Annotated in this window: 28 protein-coding genes; 12 read left to right on the top strand and 16 right to left on the bottom strand. The window is 35.7% G+C overall.

The window, feature by feature from the left end:
* Positions 1-330 precede the first annotated feature (330 nt).
* Positions 331-687, top strand: a complete 357-nt coding sequence (locus AZF08_RS28150; RefSeq protein WP_033679288.1) for a YgzB family protein — start codon at positions 331-333, stop codon at positions 685-687.
* A gap of 76 nt (positions 688-763) precedes the next feature.
* Here AZF08_RS28150 and perR read toward each other — a convergent pair whose 3' ends face one another.
* From perR to AZF08_RS28120, 6 genes are all read right to left on the bottom strand, one after another.
* A complete protein-coding gene (gene perR / locus AZF08_RS28145) occupies positions 764-1,192 on the bottom strand; it encodes a peroxide-responsive transcriptional repressor PerR (protein WP_200875242.1) in 429 nt (142 codons plus the stop codon).
* A gap of 320 nt (positions 1,193-1,512) precedes the next feature.
* Positions 1,513-1,968: a thioredoxin-dependent thiol peroxidase gene (bcp, locus tag AZF08_RS28140; protein ID WP_033678963.1), complete on the bottom strand. Its 456-nt coding sequence runs from the start codon at positions 1,966-1,968 to the stop codon at positions 1,513-1,515.
* A 44-nt stretch (positions 1,969-2,012) separates the two neighbouring features.
* Positions 2,013-2,417: a potassium channel family protein gene (locus AZF08_RS28135; RefSeq protein WP_033678962.1), complete on the bottom strand. Its 405-nt coding sequence runs from the start codon at positions 2,415-2,417 to the stop codon at positions 2,013-2,015.
* An 87-nt stretch (positions 2,418-2,504) separates the two neighbouring features.
* Positions 2,505-3,290, bottom strand: a complete 786-nt coding sequence (locus tag AZF08_RS28130; RefSeq protein WP_033678961.1) for an ABC transporter permease — start codon at positions 3,288-3,290, stop codon at positions 2,505-2,507.
* Positions 3,291-3,294: 4 nt separating this feature from the next.
* Positions 3,295-4,086: an ABC transporter permease gene (locus AZF08_RS28125; RefSeq protein WP_033678960.1), complete on the bottom strand. Its 792-nt coding sequence runs from the start codon at positions 4,084-4,086 to the stop codon at positions 3,295-3,297.
* Positions 4,079-5,092, bottom strand: a complete 1,014-nt coding sequence (locus tag AZF08_RS28120) for an ABC transporter ATP-binding protein (protein ID WP_033678959.1) — start codon at positions 5,090-5,092, stop codon at positions 4,079-4,081. The genes AZF08_RS28125 and AZF08_RS28120 overlap by 8 nt, the downstream gene beginning before the upstream one ends.
* A gap of 121 nt (positions 5,093-5,213) precedes the next feature.
* On the opposite strand from AZF08_RS28120, the gene hemL reads away from it, so the two are divergent.
* The 3 genes from hemL (at position 5,214) to AZF08_RS28105 (ending at position 12,590) form a co-directional block, all read left to right on the top strand.
* Complete coding sequence (gene hemL, locus AZF08_RS28115; RefSeq protein ID WP_200875243.1) at positions 5,214-6,518, top strand: glutamate-1-semialdehyde-2,1-aminomutase; 1,305 nt, start codon at positions 5,214-5,216, stop codon at positions 6,516-6,518.
* A gap of 206 nt (positions 6,519-6,724) precedes the next feature.
* Positions 6,725-11,158: a glutamate synthase-related protein gene (locus AZF08_RS28110; protein ID WP_033678957.1), complete on the top strand. Its 4,434-nt coding sequence runs from the start codon at positions 6,725-6,727 to the stop codon at positions 11,156-11,158.
* Between the two features lie 343 nt (positions 11,159-11,501).
* Complete coding sequence (locus AZF08_RS28105; protein ID WP_033677812.1) at positions 11,502-12,590, top strand: aromatic acid exporter family protein; 1,089 nt, start codon at positions 11,502-11,504, stop codon at positions 12,588-12,590.
* A 14-nt stretch (positions 12,591-12,604) separates the two neighbouring features.
* Here the strand turns inward: AZF08_RS28105 and AZF08_RS28100 are convergent, their stop codons facing one another.
* From AZF08_RS28100 to AZF08_RS28085, 4 genes are all read right to left on the bottom strand, one after another.
* The gene (locus AZF08_RS28100) at positions 12,605-14,365 is read right to left on the bottom strand and encodes an ABC transporter ATP-binding protein (RefSeq protein ID WP_033677810.1); all 1,761 of its coding nucleotides are present in this window, start codon (positions 14,363-14,365) and stop codon (positions 12,605-12,607) included.
* A gap of 58 nt (positions 14,366-14,423) precedes the next feature.
* Positions 14,424-14,954, bottom strand: a complete 531-nt coding sequence (gene ntdP / locus AZF08_RS28095; protein WP_033677808.1) for a nucleoside tri-diphosphate phosphatase — start codon at positions 14,952-14,954, stop codon at positions 14,424-14,426.
* Between the two features lie 267 nt (positions 14,955-15,221).
* The gene (locus AZF08_RS28090; RefSeq protein ID WP_033677806.1) at positions 15,222-15,476 is read right to left on the bottom strand and encodes a YgaB family protein; all 255 of its coding nucleotides are present in this window, start codon (positions 15,474-15,476) and stop codon (positions 15,222-15,224) included.
* Between the two features lie 221 nt (positions 15,477-15,697).
* A complete protein-coding gene (locus AZF08_RS28085; RefSeq protein ID WP_033677804.1) occupies positions 15,698-15,976 on the bottom strand; it encodes a gamma-type small acid-soluble spore protein in 279 nt (92 codons plus the stop codon).
* Between the two features lie 123 nt (positions 15,977-16,099).
* Between AZF08_RS28085 and AZF08_RS28080 the strand changes: the two genes are divergently transcribed.
* A complete protein-coding gene (locus tag AZF08_RS28080) occupies positions 16,100-16,324 on the top strand; it encodes a hypothetical protein (RefSeq protein ID WP_033677800.1) in 225 nt (74 codons plus the stop codon).
* 43 nt (positions 16,325-16,367) lie between these two features.
* Here AZF08_RS28080 and mutY read toward each other — a convergent pair whose 3' ends face one another.
* Positions 16,368-17,462: an A/G-specific adenine glycosylase gene (gene mutY / locus AZF08_RS28075; protein ID WP_033677797.1), complete on the bottom strand. Its 1,095-nt coding sequence runs from the start codon at positions 17,460-17,462 to the stop codon at positions 16,368-16,370.
* 150 nt (positions 17,463-17,612) lie between these two features.
* Here mutY and AZF08_RS28070 point away from each other — a divergent pair, with 150 nt between their 5' ends.
* Positions 17,613-18,593, top strand: a complete 981-nt coding sequence (locus AZF08_RS28070) for a metal-dependent hydrolase (protein WP_033677795.1) — start codon at positions 17,613-17,615, stop codon at positions 18,591-18,593.
* A gap of 26 nt (positions 18,594-18,619) precedes the next feature.
* Here the strand turns inward: AZF08_RS28070 and AZF08_RS28065 are convergent, their stop codons facing one another.
* Positions 18,620-18,886, bottom strand: coding sequence for a YfhJ family protein (locus AZF08_RS28065; RefSeq protein ID WP_033677793.1), 267 nt, complete (start codon positions 18,884-18,886; stop codon positions 18,620-18,622).
* Positions 18,887-19,009: 123 nt separating this feature from the next.
* On the opposite strand from AZF08_RS28065, the gene AZF08_RS28060 reads away from it, so the two are divergent.
* Positions 19,010-19,168: a small, acid-soluble spore protein K gene (locus AZF08_RS28060; protein ID WP_002113845.1), complete on the top strand. Its 159-nt coding sequence runs from the start codon at positions 19,010-19,012 to the stop codon at positions 19,166-19,168.
* Between the two features lie 58 nt (positions 19,169-19,226).
* Positions 19,227-19,379 (top strand): YpzG family protein, encoded by a 153-nt coding sequence (locus tag AZF08_RS28055; RefSeq protein WP_000122139.1) that lies wholly within the window; start codon positions 19,227-19,229, stop codon positions 19,377-19,379.
* Between the two features lie 62 nt (positions 19,380-19,441).
* On the opposite strand, the gene AZF08_RS28050 is transcribed toward AZF08_RS28055, so the two are convergent.
* Both AZF08_RS28050 and recX read right to left on the bottom strand, forming a co-directional pair.
* Complete coding sequence (locus tag AZF08_RS28050; protein ID WP_033677814.1) at positions 19,442-19,759, bottom strand: YfhH family protein; 318 nt, start codon at positions 19,757-19,759, stop codon at positions 19,442-19,444.
* 9 nt (positions 19,760-19,768) lie between these two features.
* Positions 19,769-20,581 carry a recombination regulator RecX gene (gene recX, locus AZF08_RS28045; RefSeq protein ID WP_033677785.1) on the bottom strand — a complete coding sequence of 271 codons (813 nt, stop codon included), beginning with the start codon at positions 20,579-20,581 and terminating at the stop codon, positions 19,769-19,771.
* 52 nt (positions 20,582-20,633) lie between these two features.
* Here recX and AZF08_RS28040 point away from each other — a divergent pair, with 52 nt between their 5' ends.
* From AZF08_RS28040 to AZF08_RS28025, 4 genes are all read left to right on the top strand, one after another.
* Positions 20,634-21,572, top strand: coding sequence for a TIGR01777 family oxidoreductase (locus AZF08_RS28040; RefSeq protein ID WP_200875236.1), 939 nt, complete (start codon positions 20,634-20,636; stop codon positions 21,570-21,572).
* Between the two features lie 183 nt (positions 21,573-21,755).
* Complete coding sequence (locus AZF08_RS28035; RefSeq protein WP_033677781.1) at positions 21,756-22,886, top strand: amidohydrolase; 1,131 nt, start codon at positions 21,756-21,758, stop codon at positions 22,884-22,886.
* 240 nt (positions 22,887-23,126) lie between these two features.
* Positions 23,127-23,684, top strand: coding sequence for a GNAT family N-acetyltransferase (locus AZF08_RS28030; RefSeq protein ID WP_033677779.1), 558 nt, complete (start codon positions 23,127-23,129; stop codon positions 23,682-23,684).
* A 181-nt stretch (positions 23,685-23,865) separates the two neighbouring features.
* Positions 23,866-23,985 (top strand): YfhE family protein, encoded by a 120-nt coding sequence (locus AZF08_RS28025; RefSeq protein ID WP_063177414.1) that lies wholly within the window; start codon positions 23,866-23,868, stop codon positions 23,983-23,985.
* A 273-nt stretch (positions 23,986-24,258) separates the two neighbouring features.
* On the opposite strand, the gene AZF08_RS28020 is transcribed toward AZF08_RS28025, so the two are convergent.
* Together AZF08_RS28020 and pflA are read right to left on the bottom strand one after the other, a co-directional pair.
* Positions 24,259-25,425 (bottom strand): diglucosyl diacylglycerol synthase, encoded by a 1,167-nt coding sequence (locus tag AZF08_RS28020; protein WP_033677777.1) that lies wholly within the window; start codon positions 25,423-25,425, stop codon positions 24,259-24,261.
* A 413-nt stretch (positions 25,426-25,838) separates the two neighbouring features.
* Positions 25,839-26,570, bottom strand: coding sequence for a pyruvate formate-lyase-activating protein (pflA, locus tag AZF08_RS28015; protein ID WP_033677772.1), 732 nt, complete (start codon positions 26,568-26,570; stop codon positions 25,839-25,841).
* Positions 26,571-26,590 lie beyond the last annotated feature (20 nt).

Below are 26,590 nucleotides of genomic sequence, written 5' to 3'. Positions count from 1 at the left end.
CATCATAAAAATAAAAATTGACGTTGCACGTTGTTTGTTTCGTTCAGTTTTCAGAGAACTCGTTTGCCGCTCATTTGCGACTTCCTTATGTTAACATCTCAGTTATTCAATGTCAACTAAGTTTTTTAATTTCTTTTTTCGCTTTCTGCTGTTTCGCATCGGCGACGGTTATTAATATATCATGCTTGATATATATGGTCAATACTTTTCATAAAAAAATTCATATCCCGTTTTCCACTTTCTTATCTAAAGAATTTAATCAACTCCACTCCTTTTCGATAAACAATTCTAAATTTTATGTTATATTGTTGCTATAGGAGTGTGATGGGAATGGGGATTAAGTATTCGAACAAAATCAATAAAATTCGGACCTTTGCATTAAGTTTAGTATTTATCGGGCTCTTCATTGCATACTTAGGTGTATTTTTCCGTGAAAACATTATTATCATGACCTCTTTTATGATGATTGGTTTTTTAGCTGTTATCGCTAGTACAGTCGTTTACTTTTGGATTGGCATGTTGTCTACAAAGACAGTGCAAATTATTTGTCCAAGCTGTAGTAAGCCGACAAAAATGCTTGGCCGTGTAGATGCATGTATGCATTGCAATCAACCCTTAACGCTTGATCGGAATTTAGAAGGAAAAGAGTTTGATGAAAAATACAATAAAAAAAGCTATAAAGCATGAAATAGAACTTATGTCATTTCCTTATAATTAAAGAAAGAGGCTGACGATATCGTCAGCCTCTTTCTTTAATTATATATTATGCCTTATGACATTCTGGACATACGCCATAAATCTCTAAACGATGACTTTTAATAACAAAGCCGGTTGTTTTCGCAGCTTCATCTTCAAGTTTTTCCAAACCACCATAAGGAAAATCAACAATCTTACCACATTTTTCACAAATTACATGGTAATGCTGACTTGTAACATAATCAAATCTACTCGAAGCGTCTCCGTAAGTTAACTCCTTTACAAGCCCAACTTCTTTAAATACACGCAAGTTATTATAGACAGTCGCAACGCTCATATTCGGAAACTTACCTTCTAACGCTTTATAAATTTCATCCGCTGTTGGGTGCGTCATAGATTCCACAAGGTACTCTAAAATAGCATGACGCTGTGGAGTAATGCGTACACCCGTATTTTTCAGCATTTCTAGCGCTTCTTTTAATTCTTCTTTGACCACCGTCATGCACCCCGATTCTATACGGATTATTATTTTATAATTCTTATAAAGAGTGTACTCCTTTTCTTGTCAATCGTCAATATTTCTACTATAACTATGTGGTTTATTTTTCACCCAGTCTTATTCTTATGTATATTTGTCCACCCTTTATACATTTACATAGAAAAAAAGTGCGAAATAATCGCACTTGGAATACTATCGTCTTGAGGATTTATGCCCTACCCTTCCAATGTATGAAATATCATAAGTAGTGTATAGACATATGTCCCCTAAGGATTATATAATTACTAACTTTCTTTACTCCCTATTTATATAAAACATTATCCTAACTGTGAAAGGATCTCTTCAATATGACCTTTGACCTTTACTTTACGCCATTCTTTTATAAGTTCACCTTCTTTGTTAATAAGGAAAGTAGAACGCTCGATTCCCATATATTCTTTTCCAAAGTTTTTCTTCAATTTCCAAACACCGTATTGTTCTGCTACTTTATGCTCTTCATCGACTAACAATACAAATGGTAAGTCGTGCTTCTCGATGAATTTCATATGTCTATTTGCTGGATCTGGACTTACACCTAAAATAACAGTATTCTTCTCTTGAAATAATCCATACGCATCACGAAAATCACAAGCTTCGGTTGTACACCCCGGTGTCATGTCTTTCGGATAAAAATATAGTACTACATTCTTCCCTTGAAAATCTGATAACTTAATCTGTTCTCCGTTACTTCCTTCTAAAGTAAAGTCTGGTGCTAATTCTCCTACTGCAACCATTCCCATCACTCCTTGCTTTTCCTTCTACTATAACAAATGTTATCTTATTTTTCATTTTCTATGACAGTCCGAACAACAAATGCGAACGGCAATGTATAACCAATTAATGCTTCAATAATCGCAATCCAGCGTCCTATCCCAATCGGAGTTACATCACCATATCCTACTGACAATAAAGTAACCGCACTAAAATATAAACATACTTCTACGAGTTGAAAAGAATGGTAAGTTAGTCCCTCTCCATCCTCCCTTAAAACTGCAAATCCACTTTCTTCTAATACAACATAGCTTAATCCAAATGCAATGAGCACTGTTGTATAAATAAGAAATAATGAAGTTAAGTTATACAAGGAAAAGAAATGCTTCGACTCCGAATACGAGCTCCATAATAATTGAATACTTCTTAAAATAGTGATCGCTGCAATTAATAAAATAAAACCCCATAACATGTCCTCCACCTCAACCTATATGTATGAAGATAAAGAACAATTTATCCCACAGTAGCTAGAAAGTTCAGAGCCGAGATTTGCACACCTTTAATTACCTGCACCACGATATTTCTTCACCCCTAAATTCCAAAGTGTAATTGCGATTACAAAACAAATTACACCAACAATCGGTGTCGCAAATGCATAACTGTTCCATTCTGTCTTTCTCAGAAAGTATGCAGCTGGGTACACACCCACAAATGCGAACGGCAATACAAATGTTAAAATGAACCGGATGACACGATTATAAATATTTACAGGATAACGTCCGTAATTTCCTATGTTATACATTAATGGCATAATAGAACTTTTCGCATCTGACCAAAAACCGATACTCGCTAGTGTCACAAATATCCCGCCATACACAAGTGCTCCTCCCCCTACCATTAATAAGAAAAGAAAGAAGTCGTACCAATAAAAAGATAACTGAAGCTGCAATGCCGCATATCCCATCACAATCATTCCTGTTATAGCTCCAATTAAAGACTCTAATTCCATTCGCTCTAATATAATTTGAAATAAACTATGAATTGGCCTTGTTAAAACACGGTCCATTTCTCCTTTTATAATGTATCTGTCATTAAAGTCCCATATATTAAAGAAAGAAGAGAAAATAGCAAACGGGACTAAGAAAAAACCATAAATAAAAATCACTTCTTCCCGGCTCCATCCCTTTAATGCTTGTGTATGTCCAAAAACAACAAGAATAAAAATTAAATTAACAGCTTGTAATAATAAATCAGATAATAATCCAACGATAAAATCTCCGCGATACTCGAGTTTCGTCTTGATATATTGACTTGCATATTGTAAAAACAGTTTCATATATATCATCTCATCATCCCCCTTGTACAATTAGGCGTTTTCTTGCCGTCTTCCACATCAATACAATTGGAATAATAAGAACTATCGCCCAAATCATTTGGAATAATAAAGCTTGATACACCTTACTTCCTTGTATTCCTTCAGAAAAAATCATACTTGGAATATAACTGATTGCTTGAAATGGTAAAAACACCATTGCTTTTTGTGCCCACAGAGGGTAAAAGCTAATTGGTAATAATAATCCTGAAAACAAATCAATAACAACACGTTTTGCATACATAATTCCACTATTATTAAATAGGAAGAAGGTCAACATTCCAGTCATTAAGTTAATTTGTGTATTAATGATAAAACTGAAGATTAACGATAGGAAAAAATATAACCACGTTTGAAAATTCGTTGTAATTTGCAATGAGAATAATAGCGTAACGATAATCATACCTGGGATAGAGAAGAACGCGAAACGGAATATTCCCTCTCCAAGTCCTTGCATGACTTTCATACCTAGATAGTTATAGGGCCGAATTAATTCAACAGCTACGCGTCCCTCTTGAATTTCCATCGCAATTTCTCTATCGATATTATTAAAATAAAAAGCTCGGGCCATCCACGCAATAGCAATATAAGTTGTCATTTGGGAAATGGATAAACTTTCAATATTCTCTTTCCCACTGTAAATCGCTTGCCATAAGAAGTAATATGCTCCGATGTTAATCGTATAAATTAAAATCCCACTATAATAGTTTGTTCGGTAAGCAAGCATCATTAAAAAACGAATGCGGATCATCTCAATATACTTACCCATGAATCATACCCTCTTCATAAATGTTACGAATGATTTCTTCTGTAGATACTTCATTAATTTTTAAATCTTTAATTTGAAAAGCTTGCACCACTTTTGAAATTAACATAGAAATGATAACTTCTTCATTCGGGATTTTTGCAATCCATGTATGTTCTTCCTTCGCCTCCGACCAAACTACATGACTATCCGGCATGATCATTGATAACTGTTGATACGAAACCGGCGAAATAAATTGAAAATGAATTTCTTTTTCTGCTCCCCACTGCGAACGTAGTTTTTCTAACGATCCATCATACATAATATTTCCTTCATCAAGCATAATGACACGCTCACATAATGCTTCAATATCCGTAATATCATGCGTTGTTAAAAGAATCGTTGTTTTATAACGTTCATTCATCTCTTTTAAAAATTCGCGGATTTTCAATTTTACAAGAACATCTAATCCAATTGTTGGCTCATCTAAAAATAATAATGGTGGATTATGAATTAACGCTGCCGCTAATTCACAACGCATTCGTTGACCAAGTGATAATTTCCGCACAGGTTTATCTAGCAATGGACCAATATCTAATGTTTCAATAACATGCTCCATATGTTCCTTGTACTGCTTATCAGATACACCGTATACTTTCTTTAATAATCGAAATGATTCTTGCACTGCGATATCCCACCAAAGCTGTGAACGTTGACCGAATACAACACCAATTGTTCTTACAAATTCTTCTCTCTGCTTATGTGGATTCATACCATTTACCGTAATTTGTCCAGATGTTGGTGTTAAAATCCCCGTTAACATTTTAATGGTTGTTGATTTACCTGCACCATTTTCACCAATATAACCAACCATTTCACCTTGTTTTACAGTAAATGATACATCATTCACTGCCGGTACTATTTTATAGTTTCGATTTAACAAATCGCGAAATGCACCCTTTAAGCCAGGACGACTTGAGTATGCTGTAAATTCTTTACGTAACCCTTGTACCTCAATTACCGATTTCATAATCGGGCCCCCTTCCTAAATATCACAACGAATAGTTTACCCAACTGCCATTCCTATCACAAATAATACGTCTTTTTGAAAAACATGTTAGAATAATACATAGATTTTCGTAAGGAGATGAATTGTAGTGAATTTCACAAAATCAGAAGCATTACATAAAGAAGCATTAGAACATATCGTTGGTGGAGTTAATAGTCCTTCTCGTTCTTTCAAAGCTGTTGGTGGCGGTTCACCTATTGCAATGGAACGCGGGAAAGGTGCTTATTTTTGGGATGTAGATGGTAATAAATATATCGACTATTTAGCTGCATATGGCCCGATTATTACAGGACATGCACATCCGCACATAACAGAAGCAATTAAAACAGCTGCTGAAAATGGTGTACTATATGGAACACCAACAGCACTAGAAGTAAAATTTGCAAAAATGTTAAAAGAAGCAATGCCCGCTTTAGATAAAGTTCGTTTTGTAAACTCTGGTACAGAATCTGTTATGACAACAATTCGTGTAGCTCGCGCTTACACAGGTCGCACAAAAATTATGAAGTTTGCTGGTTGCTACCATGGTCATTCAGATTTAGTGCTTGTAGCAGCTGGTTCTGGTCCTTCTACTCTTGGTACTCCTGATTCTGCTGGTGTTCCTCAAAGTATTGCACAAGAAGTGATTACAGTTCCTTTTAATAATGTAGAAACATTAAAAGAAGCGCTAGATAAATGGGGACATGAAGTAGCCGCTATTCTTGTCGAACCAATCGTTGGGAACTTCGGGATTGTAGAGCCTAAACCTGGTTTCCTTGAAAAAGTAAATGAACTTGTCCACGCAGCTGGCGCATTGGTTATTTATGATGAAGTAATTACAGCTTTCCGCTTTATGTACGGGGGTGCTCAAGATTTACTTGGTGTAACACCAGACTTAACAGCACTTGGTAAAGTTATTGGTGGCGGTCTTCCAATTGGTGCATATGGTGGTAAAAAAGAAATTATGGAACAAGTTGCTCCGCTTGGCCCAGCTTACCAAGCTGGTACAATGGCTGGAAACCCAGCTTCTATGGCAGCTGGTATCGCGTGCTTAGAAGTATTGAAACAAGAAGGCCTCTACGAAAAATTAGATGAACTTGGAGCAACGCTTGAAAAAGGTATTTTAGAACAAGCTGCAAAACATAGCATTGATATTACAGTGAATCGTCTAAAGGGTGCATTAACAGTATACTTTACGACGGATACAATTGAAGATTATGATGCAGCTCAGAATACAGATGGGGAAATGTTCGGTAAGTTCTTCAAACTTATGCTTCACGAAGGAATTAACTTAGCGCCATCTAAATATGAAGCATGGTTCTTAACAACAGAACATACAAAAGAAGACATTGAATATACAATCAAGGCTGTCGGCAGAGCATTTGCTGCCTTAGCAAAATTACAATAAAAGGCGTAGAAAAAAGAAAAAAGTAGAGGCCATCCTCTACTTTTTTCTTTTTTCTATTTCATAAATCTCATATTAATAGTATAATTATTCATAATTATCCGTTTTATTTCCGTGTTATATCGTTCATTAACTTTGTATACAAGGTAATTCACACCTTAAATAGTAAGATTATTCAAAATTTTATATCTCAGAGGGGGGATTGACGGATGCTCAATAAAACAAATACATGGACACCGTCTTTATTTCGAAATTATGCAAATGCAGAACATGATGCGTGTGGAATCGTTTCCGTTATGGAAAAACAAAATATTCCTACAAAAGAAAACATCGATCTTTGTATCCAATCACTTGTAAAAATGAATCACCGTGCTGGCTTCATTAATGGTGAAGGTGATGGCATCGGTGTTCATATCGATGTACCAAAGGCCCTTTGGAAAGAAAAGCTAAACAGCAGCGGATATAATCCAGCGATTGTGGATCATCCCCACTTTATCGTTGGACATTTTTTTCTAAACAAAAAAGAAAATCTAGCTCATTTAAAAGATAGTATACGTACAAAATTAAATAGCGAAGATTTTACAATTATTTTCGAGAGTGATACCGTTATAAATTCTGATGCACTTGGACCTCTTGGAAAACAAGAGGAACCTTTATTTTGGCAAGTTGCCCTTATTGCAGAAAGAGAGAATGCAAACATTAATCAAACACTATTCTCTTTAACAATTGCAATTGAAAAAAACGAAGCAGTTCATGTTGCTTCATTAAGCCACGATCATGTTGTCTATAAAGTACTTGGTGCAGGTGATACACTCGTTGCTTATTATGATGACTTACATCACCCACTTATCGCGTCTACAATGACACTTGGACACAATCGCTATTCCACAAATACATTATCTAACTTTTTTCGCGTACAACCATTTAGCGTCCTCGGACATAATGGGGAAATTAACACAATCGCCAAATTACGTGATCAAGCTGAAATGATTGATGTAGCACTTACTGCTGGAGGTAGTGATTCTCAAGATTTAAATCGCACCTTAGAAACTCTCCTTGTTCACTACAACTATAGCTTGTTCGAAGCAATGGATATATTATTTCCGCCAATTATTAATGAGATTAAATTATACGAGCCACACTTACAAGATTTATACACGTATATTCGGGAGTCCTGGGGACACTTTGCTCAAGGTCCAGCTGGCATTATTTCACGTTATAAGGATGAAGCTGTTTTTAGTGTCGATTCACTCGGCTTACGACCAGTTTGGAAAATAGAAACAGAAAATTCTTATATCTTTTCTTCTGAACCTGGTGTTGTATCACCAACTGAATATGTAGCAGAACCGAAATCACTCGCTCCTGGAGAAAAGGTAGGTTTAAAGTGGAATGAACAAGGTGAACTCATTCTCTATGAATATGAAATATACCAAGAAGAAGTATACAATCGCTTAAAACAGCGTATTGATTTTACTGACTATCGCTTCAATTTATCAACTCCAGTTGTAGAAAAAATTGAAGGGCTATCAGATTCCTCACAAGTTGAAACACAGCAATACGTAGCTTTTGGATGGGATCGTGAGCACATTCAACTCCTTGAACAAATGGCAACAAAAGGTGTTGAACCAATTCGTTCACTTGGACATGACGCACCCCTTGCAGCTCTCGATACAGATAGACGAAACATCGCTGATTTTATAAAAGAAAGCGTGGCTGTCGTTACAAACCCAGCGATTGATCGAGATAGAGAAATCGAACACTTTTCTATACGTACAGTGCTAGGAGAGCGTCCTAGTTTATTTAAAGAAAACAAGCACCCTTTTGTCACTGAACTTTTATCACCAATTATATTAGAGGGAAATTTAGCACAATCCATAGCTGAAGATTTTGAAACACTCACATATGAACAACTTATTCAACTATTCGTCACTCATAGCACTGTTTACACAATATCCGCTACCTTTACACCATCAGAAAATTTACATGAGGCGTTAAATCGAATTAGTTCTGAGGCTATAATAGCCATTAAAAAAGGAGCTACACTTTTATTATTAGATGATGCAAAGGCTCATCACAATGGACAATTATGGATCGATCCACATTTAGTTACATCAAAAGTACACCAAGTATTAACCGAATATAAATTACGCCGAAAATGTTCTCTCGTTATAAGATCTGGTGCACTTCGTTCTTTGCACGATATTGTTACACTATATGGTTTAGGTGCTGATGTTATTAATCCATACTTAATGTTCGCAACTGTAAATGATGGTACTACAACACCTATTATTAACTTATATCAAGCCTTAAACAAAGGGATTGAAAAAGTAATTTCAACAATTGGCATTCATGAATTACGTGGTTACGGCCGTCTCTTCTCTTCCATTGGCTTACATGAAGAAATCGCAAATACATTACAAATCACAAATTTCTTAGGATCGAATACATTAGCCTTTTCACTTGAATCACTTACAACTGATGCGAAAGCTCGGGCGCTTGATTATAGCAACCCAAAAATCCGAATGCGAAAAACATTTCATATATTCCCGCGAATTTGGAAAGCAATTGGTGATGTGGCAAAAGGTAATGGTTATGATGAATATCGCGAGAAATTAGCTGAATTAGAAGAAAAAACGCCTATTACAATTCGACACCTTGTCCAAACCAAAGAAACAGAACAGATTGTTCCAACTGAGCGTGTTTCAATTAAGATTAAGCAACATGATTTACCATTTATTATTAGTTCCATGTCTTTCGGTTCTCAAAATGAAATTGCTTTTCGTGCTTATGCAGAGGCAGCTAATCGTCTTAATATGATTAGTTTAAATGGTGAAGGCGGAGAAATTAAAGATATGATCGGGAAATATCCGCATACACGTGGTCAGCAAATCGCTTCAGGTCGCTTTGGAGTAAACGCTGAACTACTCAACTCATCAAATTTAATTGAAATAAAAATTGGGCAAGGCGCAAAGCCTGGTGAAGGTGGACATTTACCTGGATCAAAAGTGACTTCTAAAATTGCCGAAGCACGTAATGCAACAATTGGTTCCGATTTAATTTCTCCATCTAATAACCATGATATCTATTCGATTGAAGACCTAGCTCAAATCATTACAGAAATTAAAACAGCGAACCAACTTGCAAAGGTCGCTGTCAAAGTTCCAGTTGTTCCTAATATTGGAACAATCGCTGTAGGAATTGCAAAAGCAGGTGCTGATTTTATTAATATCAGTGGATTCGATGGTGGAACAGGAGCTGCACGGATTCATGCCTTACAGCACGTTGGTCTTCCAGTTGAAATTGGGGTAAAAGCAGCTCATAACGCCTTATTAGAAGCCAATATGAGGCATGATGTAGAGATTTGGGCAGACGGTGGTATTCGTAGTGTAAATGATGCTCTTAAAATTATGCTACTCGGTGCAAATCGGATTGGCTTTGGTACCCTATCCATGATTGCAATTGGTTGTACAACTTGCCGGGGATGTCATTTAGATACTTGTCACGTTGGGATTGCAACACAAATTGAATCAGAAGCTCAAGCAAAAGAACATGGACTACGCCGCTTTGTTCCACGCCAATTTGAAAATGCTGTAGAAGGTTTATTACATTTATTCACTACTTTCGGCACAGAACTGAAACGTTTAACAGGCGGGCTCGGTTATACGAATTTACAAGAAATTGTCGGACGATCTGATTTACTAGAACAAACTCGCGGAACTGAATTATTAGACTTATACAATTTATTACAAACTTTAGACAGCTCCTCCTCTTCTGTAATAGCAGTTGAACAAAACCAGTATACAACTACCGATTATTCCAAATCAAAGGAATTAGTTGGTGTCGGTGTGGATCAAAGAGTAATGGGGGGACTTGAATCATGCTACCGCGTTCGCAGTAAATTGTATGAAAACAATAATCTTGAACCACTTACATTAAAGTATACAAATGGTTCTGTTCCCGGAAACGGATTAGGTGCCTACAACAGTGAAAAGTTATTTATTCACGTAAATGGTGGTGCGCAAGACGGCATCGGGAAAACTTCATTTGGCGGCGGTATCTACATTACAAAGGCAAAAGGAAAAGATGGTGCATACTATAACGGTTCTGTCGGAAAAGGATTCGGATATGGTGCACAAAAAGGGGCTTTATATGTGCAAGGAAATGCCGATGCCCGTGCTGGTATTCGTCTATCCGGAGCTGATATGATTATTGGAGGTAGGGTTACAAAAGCTCTTCGCGAAAAAGAACATGGTAACCTCGGTATTCATTCGAATATTAAAGGCTTTGCTTTCGAGTATATGACAAATGGTCGCGCTCTTGTTTTAGGTGATCCTGGACCATGGATTTGCGCTGGTATGACCGGTGGGGTCGTATATTTACGCCATCACCCGGAACTCGGCTTAACAGAATCAGCCTTAAAAAGACGAGTTGCAAAAGGAGCCAATGTCACATTACAACCAATTAGCAAAAATGGAATATCAGACATCACAGAATTATTATTAGACTACATTCGTGTATTAAATGAGCACGAGCAATACGAAGAAGTTGCTCTTTTAACACCATTATTAGACGATATTCAACTTCACTTTTATGAAATTATCCCGAAAAAAGAACAAGCAGATCCATCTGTTTCAACTGAATGATCTAGCAGCAATTTACTTTCACTTACAATTGACGAAGCGAGCACCACATAGTAATCTATAGTAACAATTTGAAAAACTGCTGAAATTCAGCAGTTTTTTCCACTAAAAATACGTGTTCAATAAAGAGGATAAAGAGAGCCGAGCAGTTCGAGGCGCAGAAGCCAGGAGGATACGGAGTGTAGCTTATACTACATGAGTACCGGACTGGCGAAGAAATGCGGTAGCTATCTTTACAGAACTTTTTGAACATCACTAAAATATCACTTGCTAACATATTGTAATGAATGTATAGTATCATGTTGTACATTCATTATGACAAGAGAGAAAGGATATTAATAAGGGTATGAAACTTGGTGCTCGCATTTTAAAAACGGGTATTGCCATTACTTTAGCTTTATTTGCTTGTACTATACTCCAACTACCGAGTCCAGTATTTGCGGGGATTTCAGCAATTTTTGCTGTACAACCGTCTGTATACCGCTCGTATTTGACAGCACTAGAGCAAATTCAAGCAAACGTAATCGGTGCAGTATTCGCTATCGCATTTGCATTTGCTTTTGGAAACAATCCTTTTATTATTGGATTAACTTGTATATTAGTTATCGCTCTAACACTACGATTACGTTTAGAAAACACAATATCAATTGCTTTAGTAACGGTCATAGCCATTATGGAATATCAAGGAACAAATTTCTTTGATTTCGCACTACTTCGATTTGCGACTATTATGACCGGAATTATTGCGGCTTCAATTGTAAACTTAGTATTTATGCCGCCAAAATACGAAACAAAACTATATCATCGAATCGTTGATAATACAGAAGAAATTGTGAAATGGATTCGTATGAACAGCAGGCAAGCTTCTGACTTTACAACACTTAAAACAGATATTGATCGTATGAAAGAAAAAATGATTAAATTAAATCACTACTACTTACTTTATAAAGAAGAAAGAAGTTATACAAAAAAAGTACAATTTGCTAAAATTCGTAAACTCGTCTTATTTAGACAAATGTTAGCAACGACGAGCCGCGCTCTAAGTACATTAAAGGCATTACATCGTACTGAAAATGAATTACGATATATGCCAGAGGCATTTCAAGAATCCATTCAAAACGAACTGGATTCCTTAACACACTACCATGAGCAAGTTTTATTAAAGTTCATTGGTAAAGCAAAAAAACAACAGTCAGTTGAAATGCTGGATGAAGTTGAAACAGGGAAACAAGAGCTAATTGATATCTTTATGGATTATCAAAATAAAGATGATGAGGAATCATATAACATATGGTTACATCTCTTCCCTCTTATTTCTTCCATCATTAATTACAGTGAAGAAGTTGAACATTTAGATTTACTTGTAGATAGTTTTTACACGTACCATAAACCAGAAGACGAACTACAAATTGATGAAAAAAAAGAAGATGAATAGAAAAACAGCTCCTTTTATGCTAAAGGAGCTGTTTCTGTTATATGTTGAATTTGATATAGATTATAATAATACCCTCTCTTTTGCATAAGTTGCTCATGAGAACCTTTTTCTTTAATTTCACCATCTTCTATATAAATAATTGTATCTACATGTGTAATGGTCGCTAATCTGTGAGCTATAATAATCGTTGTTCGATCCGCAGCTAATGTTTGAAGGGCATCTTGAATGTTCCGTTCATTTTCCAAATCTAAGGCTGATGTCGCTTCGTCTAATATAAGTAACGATGGATTTTTCAAAAAGACACGTGCAATTGCTACACGCTGTCTTTGTCCACCAGATAACTTTACTCCTCTTTCCCCAACAATCGTTTCGTAACCGTCTGGTAAATTCATAATAAAAGTATGAATTTGTGCTGCTTTTGCAGCAGCAATTACTTCTTCCCTCGTAGCTTTTGGGTTTCCATATAAAATATTCGATTGAATCGTATCACTAAATAATAAATTATCTTGCAATACAATACCAATATGACTACGTAAATTCCTCACATTATAATCTCTTACATTCACGCCATCCATATAAATTGTACCGCTGGAAACATCATAAAAACGTGGAATTAAACTCGCAAGGGATGACTTCCCGCCCCCACTTGCTCCAACCAGTGCAACTTTCTCTCCTTGCCTGATCTTAAACGAAAGTTGATGTAATACATCTTTTTCATCCTTATTGTACCGAAATGATACCTGATTAAATACAATTTCACCTTTTAATTTTTGTTGCTGTATTGCATTGGGTACATTCACAACATCATATTTTTCATCCAACAATTCAAAAACACGATCCATTGAAGCAAAAGACTGCGTTAATGTCGTAGAAGAATTAACAAGGCGGCGAAGTGGGCTATATAAACTATCCATATAGCCAACAAAAGCTACCATTGTACCGAGCGTTAATGAACCTTGAATTACTTCATATGCTGCAAAAGCAATAACAAGCAGTGGCCCCAGATCCGTTAACGTATTTACGGTAGAAAACGTCCTTGCTGTCCAGCTCGTATGTTTCAGTGCTTTCGTTAAAAACTCATTATTTCGCTTTTCAAATTGCTCTTTTTCATACTCTTCTAACGCAAAACTTCGTGTCACTTGCATCCCTTGAATGCGCTCATGTAAATATCCTTGCATCGTCGCTAACGCTTGTGAACGATCTCTCGTTAATTTACGCAGACGCCCGAAGAAGTATTTCACTGCAACTGCATAAATTGGCAAGATTAGCAAAGCTACAAGCGTTAATTTTATATTCATAGAAAACATCACTACAATTGCAATAAATATCGTCGCTGTATCGAGCCAAACATTCATAAGCCCTGTAATAACAAAATCCTTTGTCTGCTCTACATCATGAATCACACGTGAAATAATTTCACCTGTTTTTGTATTCGAATAATAGCGTAAACTTAGCTTCTGCAGATGCCCAAAAATATGTTTTCTCAAATCATAAAGCACCGTATTTCCAATACGCTGTGCAAAATATTGACGATAATATTCAACTGGCGGTCTTAGTACAGCAAAAATAAAAAAAGCAATCCCAATTACTGTTATTAATTGTGAAGTTTTTTCTTGAAGCGAACCAGTTCCTTGAATCACATCATCAATTATATACTTTAATAACCAAGGCATAATAAGTGGAATTCCAAATTTAATTAAACCAATCACAATTGTAATCGTAATAAGCCAACGATATGGTTTCACAAATTGTAAGTATCGATTGATCGCTCCCATACAATCCCCCCCCCCTTAACAGGACAAACCTGCTGGGAATTTTCCCTGCAGGTTTGTTCTAATCTCTATACATTAAATATCGCTCATACCACATGTCTACAAAATCAGGTGCAAATGGACCTTTTCTTTGATGGATCCACTGCGTTAAATACTCTACATTTCTTTTTAGAATCGTATCAATCACTGGAGGGTAATTCATCATCTGACTATGCTTCTCATACTCATCTTCATCTAAAAGAGTATACGTCATATCCGGATATACTTTAATATCCAAATCATAATCAATATACTTTAACGCTTCAAAATCATATGCGAACGGAGAGCTTAAATTACAATAGTAGTATACGCCCCCTTCTCTTAACATACCGATAACATTAAACCAATAATTTGAATGAAAATAGCAGATTGCAGGTTCACGCGTAATCCATGTCCGACCATCTGATTCCGTTACTACAGTCCGATCGTTCGCGCCAATTACAAGACTTTGGGTCCCTTTCAAAATTGTAGTCTCTTCCCACATTCTATGAATGGAGCCATTATGTTTATAACTATGTATTTGTACTTTTTCTCCTTCTTTGGGAAATCCCATACATGCTCCCTTCTTTCACTGCGAATGCCCTTCTAAAGTTTCCTTAACTCGTGTCGTTCCTTTTAAAAACGAATTGAACCGCATTCACTTTTTTTCTATTATAACTTTTTTGTCGAAATTTTAAAACTAAAGCAATAGAATTCAACTTTCATGAGCACTGATGAATTCTATTTTAATTCCAAGCTGTATCTTACTATGAGGAAAAAGCCCTTCTTCAATTAGTAAGAAAAGGCTTTTTCAAATAACAAATAAAGGAATGTTATTCCTTTATCTAGATATGATTTTTTCAGTTTCAAAAGAATGAATTACTTCATTTGTTTGCTGCTCAAATTTTTCATGTAGCAACTTTAATGCCAACTCTGTTTTATATATTTCTTGCCGAATAAAATGTAACTCTTTTTTATCACACTTTTCTTGCTCACTAAGTTCAATCTGCTGGTATTTTTCCAAATGTGCTTGTAGCTTTAACAGCTCATCCATTGTTTGCAATTGCTCTCCTACCAACTTATCAAATAAATTCATTACTTGCCCCCTTTTTTATACACTCTTACTAATCATTAATTACCTTGGATACATTTCTACTGAATAACTTCTAATATTCAGCTTATTTTTCCTTTGACTACATTTGTTGACTTATTAGAAGTTATGTCGGCTTTCAAAGTAAAATTACAAATGTCATTATGTCTCATCGTATACACACAAAGAAAACACTTCTCTTGAATCGAGAAGTGTTTTTCCCTTAGTTACTGATTTGTACTAGAAGATTGTGATTTTTTCGCTGCTGATTGTGCGTTTTGTTTTTTCACTGCATGTACATCTGTTTCAGTGGCAAATTCTGTACCGTAGCTAGCATTTGCACCTTGAGCACCAGATGCTTGTGCTTTCTTTGCCTCTGATTGTGCATTTTTTTGTTTCACCGCTTGTACATTTGTTTCAGTAGCAAATTCTGTACCATAGCTAGCATTTGTACTTTGAATACTAGCACCAGAAGTTGCTTTATTGTAACCTTGTTGTTTACTCATTTTTCTCACCTCCACAATCAATAATATAACCAATCCCAGAAGAAGATATCCGTAAATTCATTCTTAAATTAGCGAATATATCTCTCGGCTCTCATTCAAACTACATATGATGGAGGTGTGAATATGTACATTGGACGCGATATGACAGAACTTACTATGATTTCAAAGAACAAATGGAAAGAAGACGAATTAGCTTATTTTCATCATTCGTTGCAGCAAATCATGCCTTACTTAAATGCAGAAGGCCAAACAATCTATAAAGAAATTATTAAAGAGATTGAATCACGTGGTGGCTTGCAAAGGGCCGAAGCTGATTGGACTCACGGTACTAAAATTTCTTATGATTAAAAAACGTGTTCCCGAATTCGGGAACACGTTCTATCGCCAACCATTACGGCTGGAGTTTTTTAACACATTCTTCATAAATTGTACGATGTGATTTTGAAAAAGGCAATCTTTCAAATCCTTCTTTCGATACAAATTTTAATGTATCTGTCTCTACAATATCCCCTGTTACTTTTCCATAAAATACAAATACATCCCACATACGATGTGTAAATGTATGTTGAACATTCATTGCATATTCATCAATTGAAACGGAAAGAGAAAAATTTTCTTTCATATAGTCGGTAAGTTGCTGTTTATGATTACGAATTCCCTCGCCAATTTCAACATTAGGAAATTCCCACATATTCGCAAGTAAACCCGTACTCGGTCTTTTGTTGATTACATAATTTCCATCCTCTGTTTGTAGTACCCCCGCAACAAGGGGTACCATTTTAGGAGCTTTTGCTTTACTTTTAACCGGTAATTCCTTTTGCACACCTTCTGCATGGCCGCGGCAATGATCCCGAACAGGACAAAGTAAGCAAGCTGGGTTTTTGGGAATGCAAATAAGTGCCCCTAATTCCATTAATCCCTGATTAAAATACGATGGATTTTCTGTCGAAATGATTTCACGTACAATATCTTCAAATATTTTTCGTGTCTTCGGTTTTGCAATATCATCCCAAACTGATAAGATACGTGATAACACACGCATAACATTTCCGTCTACAGCCGGTTCTGGTATTCCATATGCAATACTTAAAATCGCACCTTTTGTATATGGACCAACACCTTTTAATTTTTCAATTTGTTTCACATTATTCGGTACTGTCCCGCCGTATACTTCTTTTACCTCTTTTACTGCTGCATGTAAGTTTCGTGCCCTAGAATAGTAACCAAGGCCCTCCCATGCTTTTAATACTTCCTCATCATCGGCATCAGCCAATGCTTCTAGCGTTGGGAACTTTCCCATAAAATTTGCGTAATATGGTTTTACAGCTTCCACTCGTGTTTGCTGCAGCATAATCTCTGAAACCCAAACGCGATATGGATCTTTATTTTTACGCCATGGTAAATCACGTTGTTCTTTTTTAAACCAACCGATTAAATCTTCTTGAAACTGCTCTATATTAAAATCATCTAATACTTCAAGTGTCAAACTTGGTCCCCCTCATTATTTTGCATATACGTACTATTATAAAGATTTTAGGAAAAAATTTAAGTAAGATGATGTAGGAAATAGAAGGCAAATGCCTTGAGGTATCGAATAAAAAGAGTTACATTAATAAAAAAGCGGAGGTGTATTTTCATGGACACAGCCACTCACCTTGTTATGGGGGTCACATTAGGTGGTTTAGCAACTTTAGATCCAGCCATTAGTCAAAGTGATTTCGGACCACAAGCAGTTATGCTTGCAACGATTGCTGGCTCCAATATTCCTGATATTGATACTGTCTTAAAATTACGTAATAATGCAAAATATATACGAAATCATCGCGGAATTACTCATTCCATTCCTGCCGTTATTCTTTGGTCATTTCTTATAAGTGGAATTGCTTTTGCCTTCTTTTCCGAAGCTCCATATCTTCATCTACTACTTTGGTCATTTATTGCCGTCTTTCTTCATGTGTTTGTTGATATTTTCAATGCCTATGGTACACAAGCATTGCGTCCCTTTACAAGAAAATGGGTAGCACTCGGTGTCATTAATACTTTTGACGCCGTTATCTTCTTTATCCATATACTTGCTATTGCATGCATGCTTGTCGGTTCTCATAAAGGATATACTGCCTTAGCTGCGTATATATTAATGTTTGTCTACTATATCGGTCGTATCATAATGCGACAAAATGTTAAAAGCGTAGTATATAAACGGTTTAAAAATGTAGAAAAAATCATTATTTCTCCTTCTTATCGATTTTATCACTACCATTTAGCAATTGTTACAAAAGAACATTACTATGTCGCTCGCTGGCATCGTGGACACATTATGGTGTATGACAAATTTAACCGCATTCCACTTCCGAATAATGAAATTATGCAAGCAGCACAGCAAGATGAAAATATTTCAGCCTTTTTATCTTTTTCGCCCGTATATCGCTGGGATATTTTCGATTATGACAACTACTATGAAGTCCGTTTCATTGATTTACGCTATCGTAGTAAAGATTATTATCCTTTCGTCGCAATCGTCCAGCTAGATCAAAATTTAAATATTATTAGTTCTTATACGGGTTGGATTTTTAGTGAAGAAAAACTGCGTAAAAAGTTGGAATTGGTTCCACATTAAAAAAGCGACCAAAAGAGGTCGCTTTTTTAATGCTTTAAATGATCATCTTGATTAATCAAATGACTATATTTAGGATTGCTTGTTCGAATTTCATGAAGACGTTCACCATGATTATGAATCCATGTTCTGACTATTTGTTCCGTCATTTCTTCACCTTGATAACGCCCAGACTTTGCGTATGTCGTCTGGAAATCTTCCCACAATAACTCAATCCATGCACGTGCCTGGGAATAAGAAAGAAAGCTATTTTTTTCAAGTAATTCTTTTGTTAATGTTTCATACCTATCATTCATCATTTATTTCTCCTTTTATTCACTTCTTTATTTTATTTTCAAAGGATATTTTCTTCTACATTACACATTCTATAAGTGATACTTCTTAACAAGTATCACTTTATAATGAGGGGGGCGTTCTTCTTGGGTAGACAAGCCGAATTTTGGTCTGAGTCAAAAAACAACAGCAAAATCGAAGGTCAACCGAAAGCAAAATCTCGTTTTGCTTCGAAAAGACCTAACGGCACGATTAACACGCACCCACAGGAACGTATGCGTGCTGCAAATCAGCAGGAAGAGTAACACAAGTAGTCCATTTATACAGGTTATTTCAATTAACTTCCTACACGAGGTGATAAAGATGAGCTATCGTAATCATTTAGACCGTCGTTCTGAATTATTTAATCCTACGTGGGCACGTCCGAAACATGCGAAAGCACAAGTAAATGGACAAACGCAACAAACCCAGTCTCTCATTATATTGGCGAATGAAATGAGAAAACGCCAAATTTAGTATCTCCTATCTCCTTTAACGCCTACCAAAGGTGAAAACCAGAGAAATTCACTCTCTGGTTTTCATTTTTCTTGCAACAATGAGATTGGAATTCCTATTTCTTCATCATTATTTATCTTATGCCCCCAAGCAAATACCCCATTGAAATACGTAATCGTAAATAATACACCAGGTTCTTCTATAAGTTCATACGTTTCACCGATCTGAAATTTATTTATATCGATCATATAAGCACGAGCCATTGCCATTTTTCTCATTAATACATCAAATTCATTCACAATACCAAGCTGTTCTGCCTTCACAGCCTGTTCTTTTAAAATGCCAATTTCCTCCCTAAGCTCATGCGGTGTCATCTCACTATAGCGCTTTGGCATATTCATCATATTTCCTCATCCCTCTTCACATTTCATTTGTAGGAAGGTCTCTATTTCATCAATAGAAAACCCTTTTCGGTATAATGCTTGTTTCATCTTATTTTCATACATCCATCCATCATGCTTTTTATACTTCTCATGATATTTATTCCCATGATGTATCAAAGCTTCCAACTGCTGCGAATGATCCTTTTCATCTTTCAATTCTTCTAAACAAATTTGAATTACATCCCGAAGATATCCTTTACGAACTAGCATCTCTTCTAATTTTTGCTTCATTTGTAAAAAAGAATGCTTTTGATAGGACTTTTTCTTTTTCTCTACAATTGCAAAGGCATTTTCGATTTGCTTTTCTTTCGAATACTCTTGTAAACTATGAGTAATAATTACCTCTTGAACACCTTTACCGAGAAGTTCCCGCCTAATAACAGTCGGTCCCTTTTGATTCACGTTACTATGAGTTCGCACGTACGAAATTGCATACTCTTTATCATTAATATAGCGATCATGTAATAATTTTGAAACAACTTCAGAGATGATGGCTTGTCCGGTTTCTTTTTTTTGCAAATATTCTGCCACTTCCTGTTTCGTCCTCATTTGATAAGATAAATAGGAAATTGCTTGCAAATATGCTTTTTGTACTTCTTCATTGTACAAAATATTGCCTAACTCTACTTCATCAATTTCTAAACCCTTCTGCAACCCGTACTTGATTAAGACTACTTGATTCACACTAAACCCGTATTCTTCACCTTGTCCTCTATCAATATAAATATTAAATCGTTCTTTCGTTCGTTTTTGCACTTCTACTTTTGTAATGACAGCCATATTCTTCACCTCGCTACTATTTTAACATAGTTACGTGACAATTTTACTTTTCATGAATATATATAATGAAGGGGGATTTCCTTTGAAAATCGCGATTTCTGGAGGGACTGGTTTTATTGGTAAACAATTAGCTAAATTTTTAAGCCTAAAAGGACATACAATTTATATTCTTACCCGGCAAATAAACAAAAATGCCCCTGATTCTAACATCCAACACGTACAATGGGATGCCAATTCACATACATTTCCGCTCAATTCTATTGATGTCGTTGTGAATCTAGCTGGGGAATCTATTAATAACGGTCGATGGACCAAAGCGCAAAAAGATAGTATTGTAACAAGCCGCCTTCACACCACCAAAGGGCTAATTAGACAATTACAGACATTACAAACAAAACCCCACACTTTTATTAACGCTAGTGCTATTGGCTATTATGGGACATCTAGAGAAAAAATTTTCACTGAACAGAATAGAGAACATGGGAGTGATTTCTTAGCAACCACAGTAAGTTTATGGGAAGCAGAAGCTGCTCATGCTAATTTTCTTGGAATTAGAACCGTCTATACACGCTTTGGAGTCGTTTTAGGAAAAGAAGGAGGCGCCTTTCCTAAAATGTTACTTCCCTATCAATTATATATTGGTGGAAGAATTGGTTCTGGTAATCAATGGCTCTCTTGGATTCATCTAGATGATGCTATTCGTATGATCGACTTTGCTATACAAACGAAAGAAATAGAAGGCCCTCTTAATATTACTGCTCCAGAACCTATAATAATGAAAGATTTCGGAAAAACACTTTCAAATATCACACATCGCCCACATTGGCTTCCCGTTCCAGCATTCGCACTACATGCTTTACTGGGAGAAATGAGTATGCTTGTGTTACAAGGACAACATGTATTACCCGAAAAAGCAATACAACATGGATACCAATATTCTTTTCCCACATTAAAGCATGCATTACAAAATATTGTATCGCATACACTGTAGTACTTCTAACATAAAGTGAAACTCTAATCAGGATTTTATAGGTAGATTATTCTCCACCTAACATCTTGCCTTTTCTAAATCATGAAGATGAAGACACTACTACCCTTGAATATCAGGATAAATCTTTTACATTATTCTCTTTATTAATTTAAAATATTATCAGCCAATGGAAATGAGGTATTTATGAAAATACTACTCAAGCAAGCCATTGTATATCCTATTACCTCTCCAAAGTTTCAAGGAGATGTATTAGTTACACAAGAAAAAATTACTGCTGTACAACCACATATTGAGCCGACTCAAGATATGACCGTTATTAACGCAAAAGCTCTTCACCTTCTACCGGGATTTATCGATGTGCATACTCACCTTGGACTATATGATGAAGGGACTGGATGGGCAGGAAATGATGCTAATGAAACATCTGAAGTATTAACACCACATATCCGCTCTTTAGACGGCATCCATCCTTTTGATATCGCTTTTCAAGATGCTGTTCAAAACGGGATTACAACTGTCCATGTTATGCCAGGAAGTCAAAATATTATCGGTGGTACCACATGTGTAGTTAAAACTGCTGGAACTTGTATCGATCATATGATTATTCAAGAACCCGCCGGCTTAAAAATTGCCTTTGGAGAAAATCCAAAACGTGTTCACAGTAATGGCACAAAAGAATCCATTACTCGTATGGGCATTATGGGTTTACTTCGCGAATCTTTCTATGAAGCACAACACTATGGAAACGATGCTGATTTTCGAATGCTTCCTATTCTAAAAGCACTGCGCCGTGAAATCCCTGTACGTATTCATGCACATCGCGCTGATGACATTAGTTCGGCCCTTCGCTTTGCAAAAGAATTCAATCTTGATTTACGTATTGAACATTGTACAGAAGGACACTTCATTGTAAACGAGCTCGCCAAGCACAACTTAAAGGTCTCTGTTGGTCCAACCCTTACACGTCGTTCAAAAATCGAATTAAAAAATAAGTCATGGGTTACATACCATAATTTATCAAAACATGGGATAGAAGTTTCGATCACAACAGACCATCCTTATACGCCAATCCAATATTTAAATGTTTGTGCAGCCATCGCTGTCAGGGAAGGATTAGATGAGAAAATTGCACTAGAAGGTATTACAATTCTCCCAGCTCGAAATTTACGTTTAGAGAAAAGAATTGGTAGTATTGAAGCAGGAAAAGATGCTGATCTTGTTTTATGGACTCATCATCCATTTCATTACTTATCCAAGCCCGTACTAACTATGATTGATGGAAAAATAATTTACAAAAAAAATAAAAAAAACTAGTTTATTTTTTTGACTAGATACAGTATTATACGATTATAAACTGAATGAAACCATAATCAATTTGTGTCGTGATTGTTCCTTTCAAATTGATTAATGGGGAAGGCAAATGGTGCGCCACCAGCGTTATAGACTGGTTCTAGTGGGTTCGATTCCCACCCCGAAATTTTTTAAAGATTGATATAAAAATTTCGAGGGTGGGTGTTTTTTCGTCATGCTACCCTCATGTGAGGAGGAGTTAGTATGTTAAAAAAACGCGACTTACACGACAGCCACGTTCTATACGATTTAATGGTGGATCCAGCTGTCTTCCCTTTTGTGCGTCAAAAGGCTTATTCATACGAAGAATTTTTATTTCTAACAAAACAAACAATTGAAGCCGAAGAGCGTGGTGAATTGATTTCACGTACAATTTTAGATGAATGGGGAAACCCCATCGGCACGATTACTTTATTTGATGTGCAAGAAAAGGCTGGGTTTCTTGGTACATGGCTTGGCAAACCATATCATGGCCAGGGTTATAATAAATTAGCCAAAGATGCTTTTTTCAGTGAACTTTTCTATGAATTAGATATTGAAACAATCTTTATGCGCATTCGTAAAGTAAACATTCGCTCTATTAAAGCTGCTGAAAAGATTCAATATGTAAACCTAGCAAATGAAACAAGAAAAGTTGTTTATGATCAAATTAATGCAAACGAGGAAGTATATAATTTATATGAAATTTCAAAAGATCAATATACACTTGCAACAATGCGTGACACTACATTCCAAGATACACATCACTTAAAAGAAGCGTAAGTTCATGTGAAATAAAGTTTGATTTTTGGCATTATACATTTCTCCTGATTCATCCAAAATCATTGATAGAATGATTCACTTGAACTAACTATAGAAAATTAACAATACGATTTTATTATGTATATCACCTCATACCATTGGAAACGATAGATAGTGACTTTATAATACGAGGTGAATGATAATGGATAAAAGGAAGCGTGAAAAAGCAAGAAACACATTATCTAGTACACAAGAAGTTCTCTATCAAAAAGAATTTAAAAAAGCGGACCGTGCAGCTGGTTATCATCCAAAAGGCGTATAATTATATGAAAAGATCCCTACTTGAGAAGGGATCTTTTTCTGTGGAAAACTTTATCCACAGAATTAATAGAATTGTGTATAAATTCAACCGTTATTGAGGATAATTATGGATTTAATCACATATAGAATATTTGATTTGTGGATATTTTTTCTGAAAATTGTGGATAGTGTGGATATCATTGTTAATATTCTGATTTTACTCTCTATTGAAAGCTAATTCTCTTGTGGATAAATAACAAAACCCCCCTTTCAAAATAGAAAAGAGGGTTTCACATTACGTAAAAGATTGAGCAAGAGCCGGTGACTTAATTGGTATATGATTTGACTGTGCATAATTTTCTTCTAAAATTGTATCCACAATATGACAGGCGGGTTCTGGACGATAAATACTTCTCATTGCTTCTTTCATTTGTAAAAGCTTCATGTCATCCTGTAATAGACCTTCAGTTTTCACAAAAATCTCAGCATCTTCGCGAACTACAATCGCAGCTCCTTTTTTCTCAAAATACAGTGCATTTTCATTTTCTTGCCCTGGTACAGGTTTGTATAAAATGACAGGTACTTGTAAAGCTGCTGCTTCACTTAACGTAATGCCTCCGGGCTTCGTAATCATACAAGAGGTAACGCGGAATAACTCATCAATATTTTCTACATAACCAAATACTTTTAACGCCTCAGGACTCTGCTCCTGTAGTCCTAACAATTCCTGTTTTAAAATATCATTTTTCCCGCATACAACAGCTACTTGTAGATTAGGAACTGACATAAATGATTGACATAATTCCTTTACATTTCCTAATACACCGTGAGCCCCTGCTACAATAAGTAAAATCTTTTTCTCACGAGATAACTGATATTTATTATATATGATTTCTGGATTCATAGTTAACTCGAAGTTTTTACGAATTGGAATCCCTGTTTCTACAATTTGTTCTGAAGGCACACCAATTTCAACCATTACTTTTTTCACATGATCCGTTGCAACAAAATAACGATCTACTTCACGATGAATCCATATTTTATGCAAACAAAAATCTGTTAGCACATTATAAACAGGAATTGAAAAACCTGTTTGTTTTTTCAATTCTGGTACAGCAATAATCGGAAATGTATTAATCACAATATCTGGTTTTTCCGCATGTAAGAGTGCTTTTAAACGTTTTCTCCCAAAGTTTGCGTACCACGATGCGATCTTCTTATCATAAATCTTTTCTACACCGTAATAAAACAAACGATATAACTCTTTTCCTATTGTATAACTTTTTAAATACAAATATTTTGTAATATCCGTTATGACCGGATGCGACTCTCCAAATAGATCACAAACAATCACATCTTCAATTCCTTTTTGACGAAATGTTTGTTCTAATGTTTTTGCTACTTGCACATGACCGTTACCATAATGTGCAGTTAATATTAAAACCTTGGGGTTTTTTATCAAACAAATCCACTCCTAGCTTTTTCGCTTCTCCATATTGCATATACGACAATAGGAAAAACATTTTCCTTAAAAAAGTTACATATTTGGATTCCAACACTTTCATGTTAGCTATGTACCTGTCGTGGATATGCAAAGCATATAAGATTGACCCCTTAATCCTATCTGTGCTCATATCTTTCTATTATACTTTCCTATAAGAGCTTTCGCAATAACCTACAATCGATCTATATTCCATGATACTCGCCCTGTTACTTCTTAATTCTTGTTACTATTTAGTTTTCCCTTTACAATTATGTAAATTTATCCACTTATTTCTTTACAAAAATATGGATATTCTCCTTTTAGTATACTCTTTTCCTCGCTCATACTCTAGATTTTATTAAAAGAAAAAAAGTCTAATCCAAATATTTGGATTAGACTGCTTGTAAAATATGCTTTGCATTTTGAACATTTTTTTCTGTTGGAGGCTCTACTCCTTCAAGTGGATACTTATGTCCAAGTGCTTCCCATTTATATACCCCAAGCTTGTGGTATGGTAAGACTTCCACTTTCTTTACGTTAGATAGACTTTGAATGAAGCTAGATAATCTTTGTAGATCCTCTTCACTATCTGTAACACCAGGAACTAATACGTGCCTTATCCAGATAGGTTTCTTTTTATCTGATAAATAACGAGCGAATTGTAAAATGTGTTCGTTCGATTTACCAGTTAATTTACGATGCTTTTTGGAATCAATATGTTTTAAATCCAATAAAACTAAATCTGTATAGTCCATTAAAACCTCTAATTTCCTTTGGAATTCTGGCTCTTCAGAATAGCATCCTCCCGAAGAATCAATTGTCGTATGAATACCAATTTCCTTACACCTTTTAAACAACTCAATCAAAAAATCTAACTGTAGTAATGGTTCCCCACCACTCACCGTAATACCGCCTCCAGAAGCTTCAATAAAGGGAAGGTAACATGTAACATCCTGCATCACTTCTTCAACTGTTATTTCTTTTCCTTTACCAATTTCCCACGTATCAGCATTATGACAATATTGACAGCGTAATAAGCACCCCTGTGTAAATATGACATAGCGAATTCCTGGGCCATCAACAGTACCACAAGACTCTACAGAATGAATTCTTCCTTTTACCATGTTGCTTCCTCCTCTATCGA

It is taken from the genome of Bacillus gaemokensis, from assembly GCF_001590835.1.
Lineage (GTDB): Bacteria > Bacillota > Bacilli > Bacillales > Bacillaceae_G > Bacillus_A > Bacillus_A gaemokensis.
This window is presented reverse-complemented; position numbering and strand designations above follow the sequence as displayed.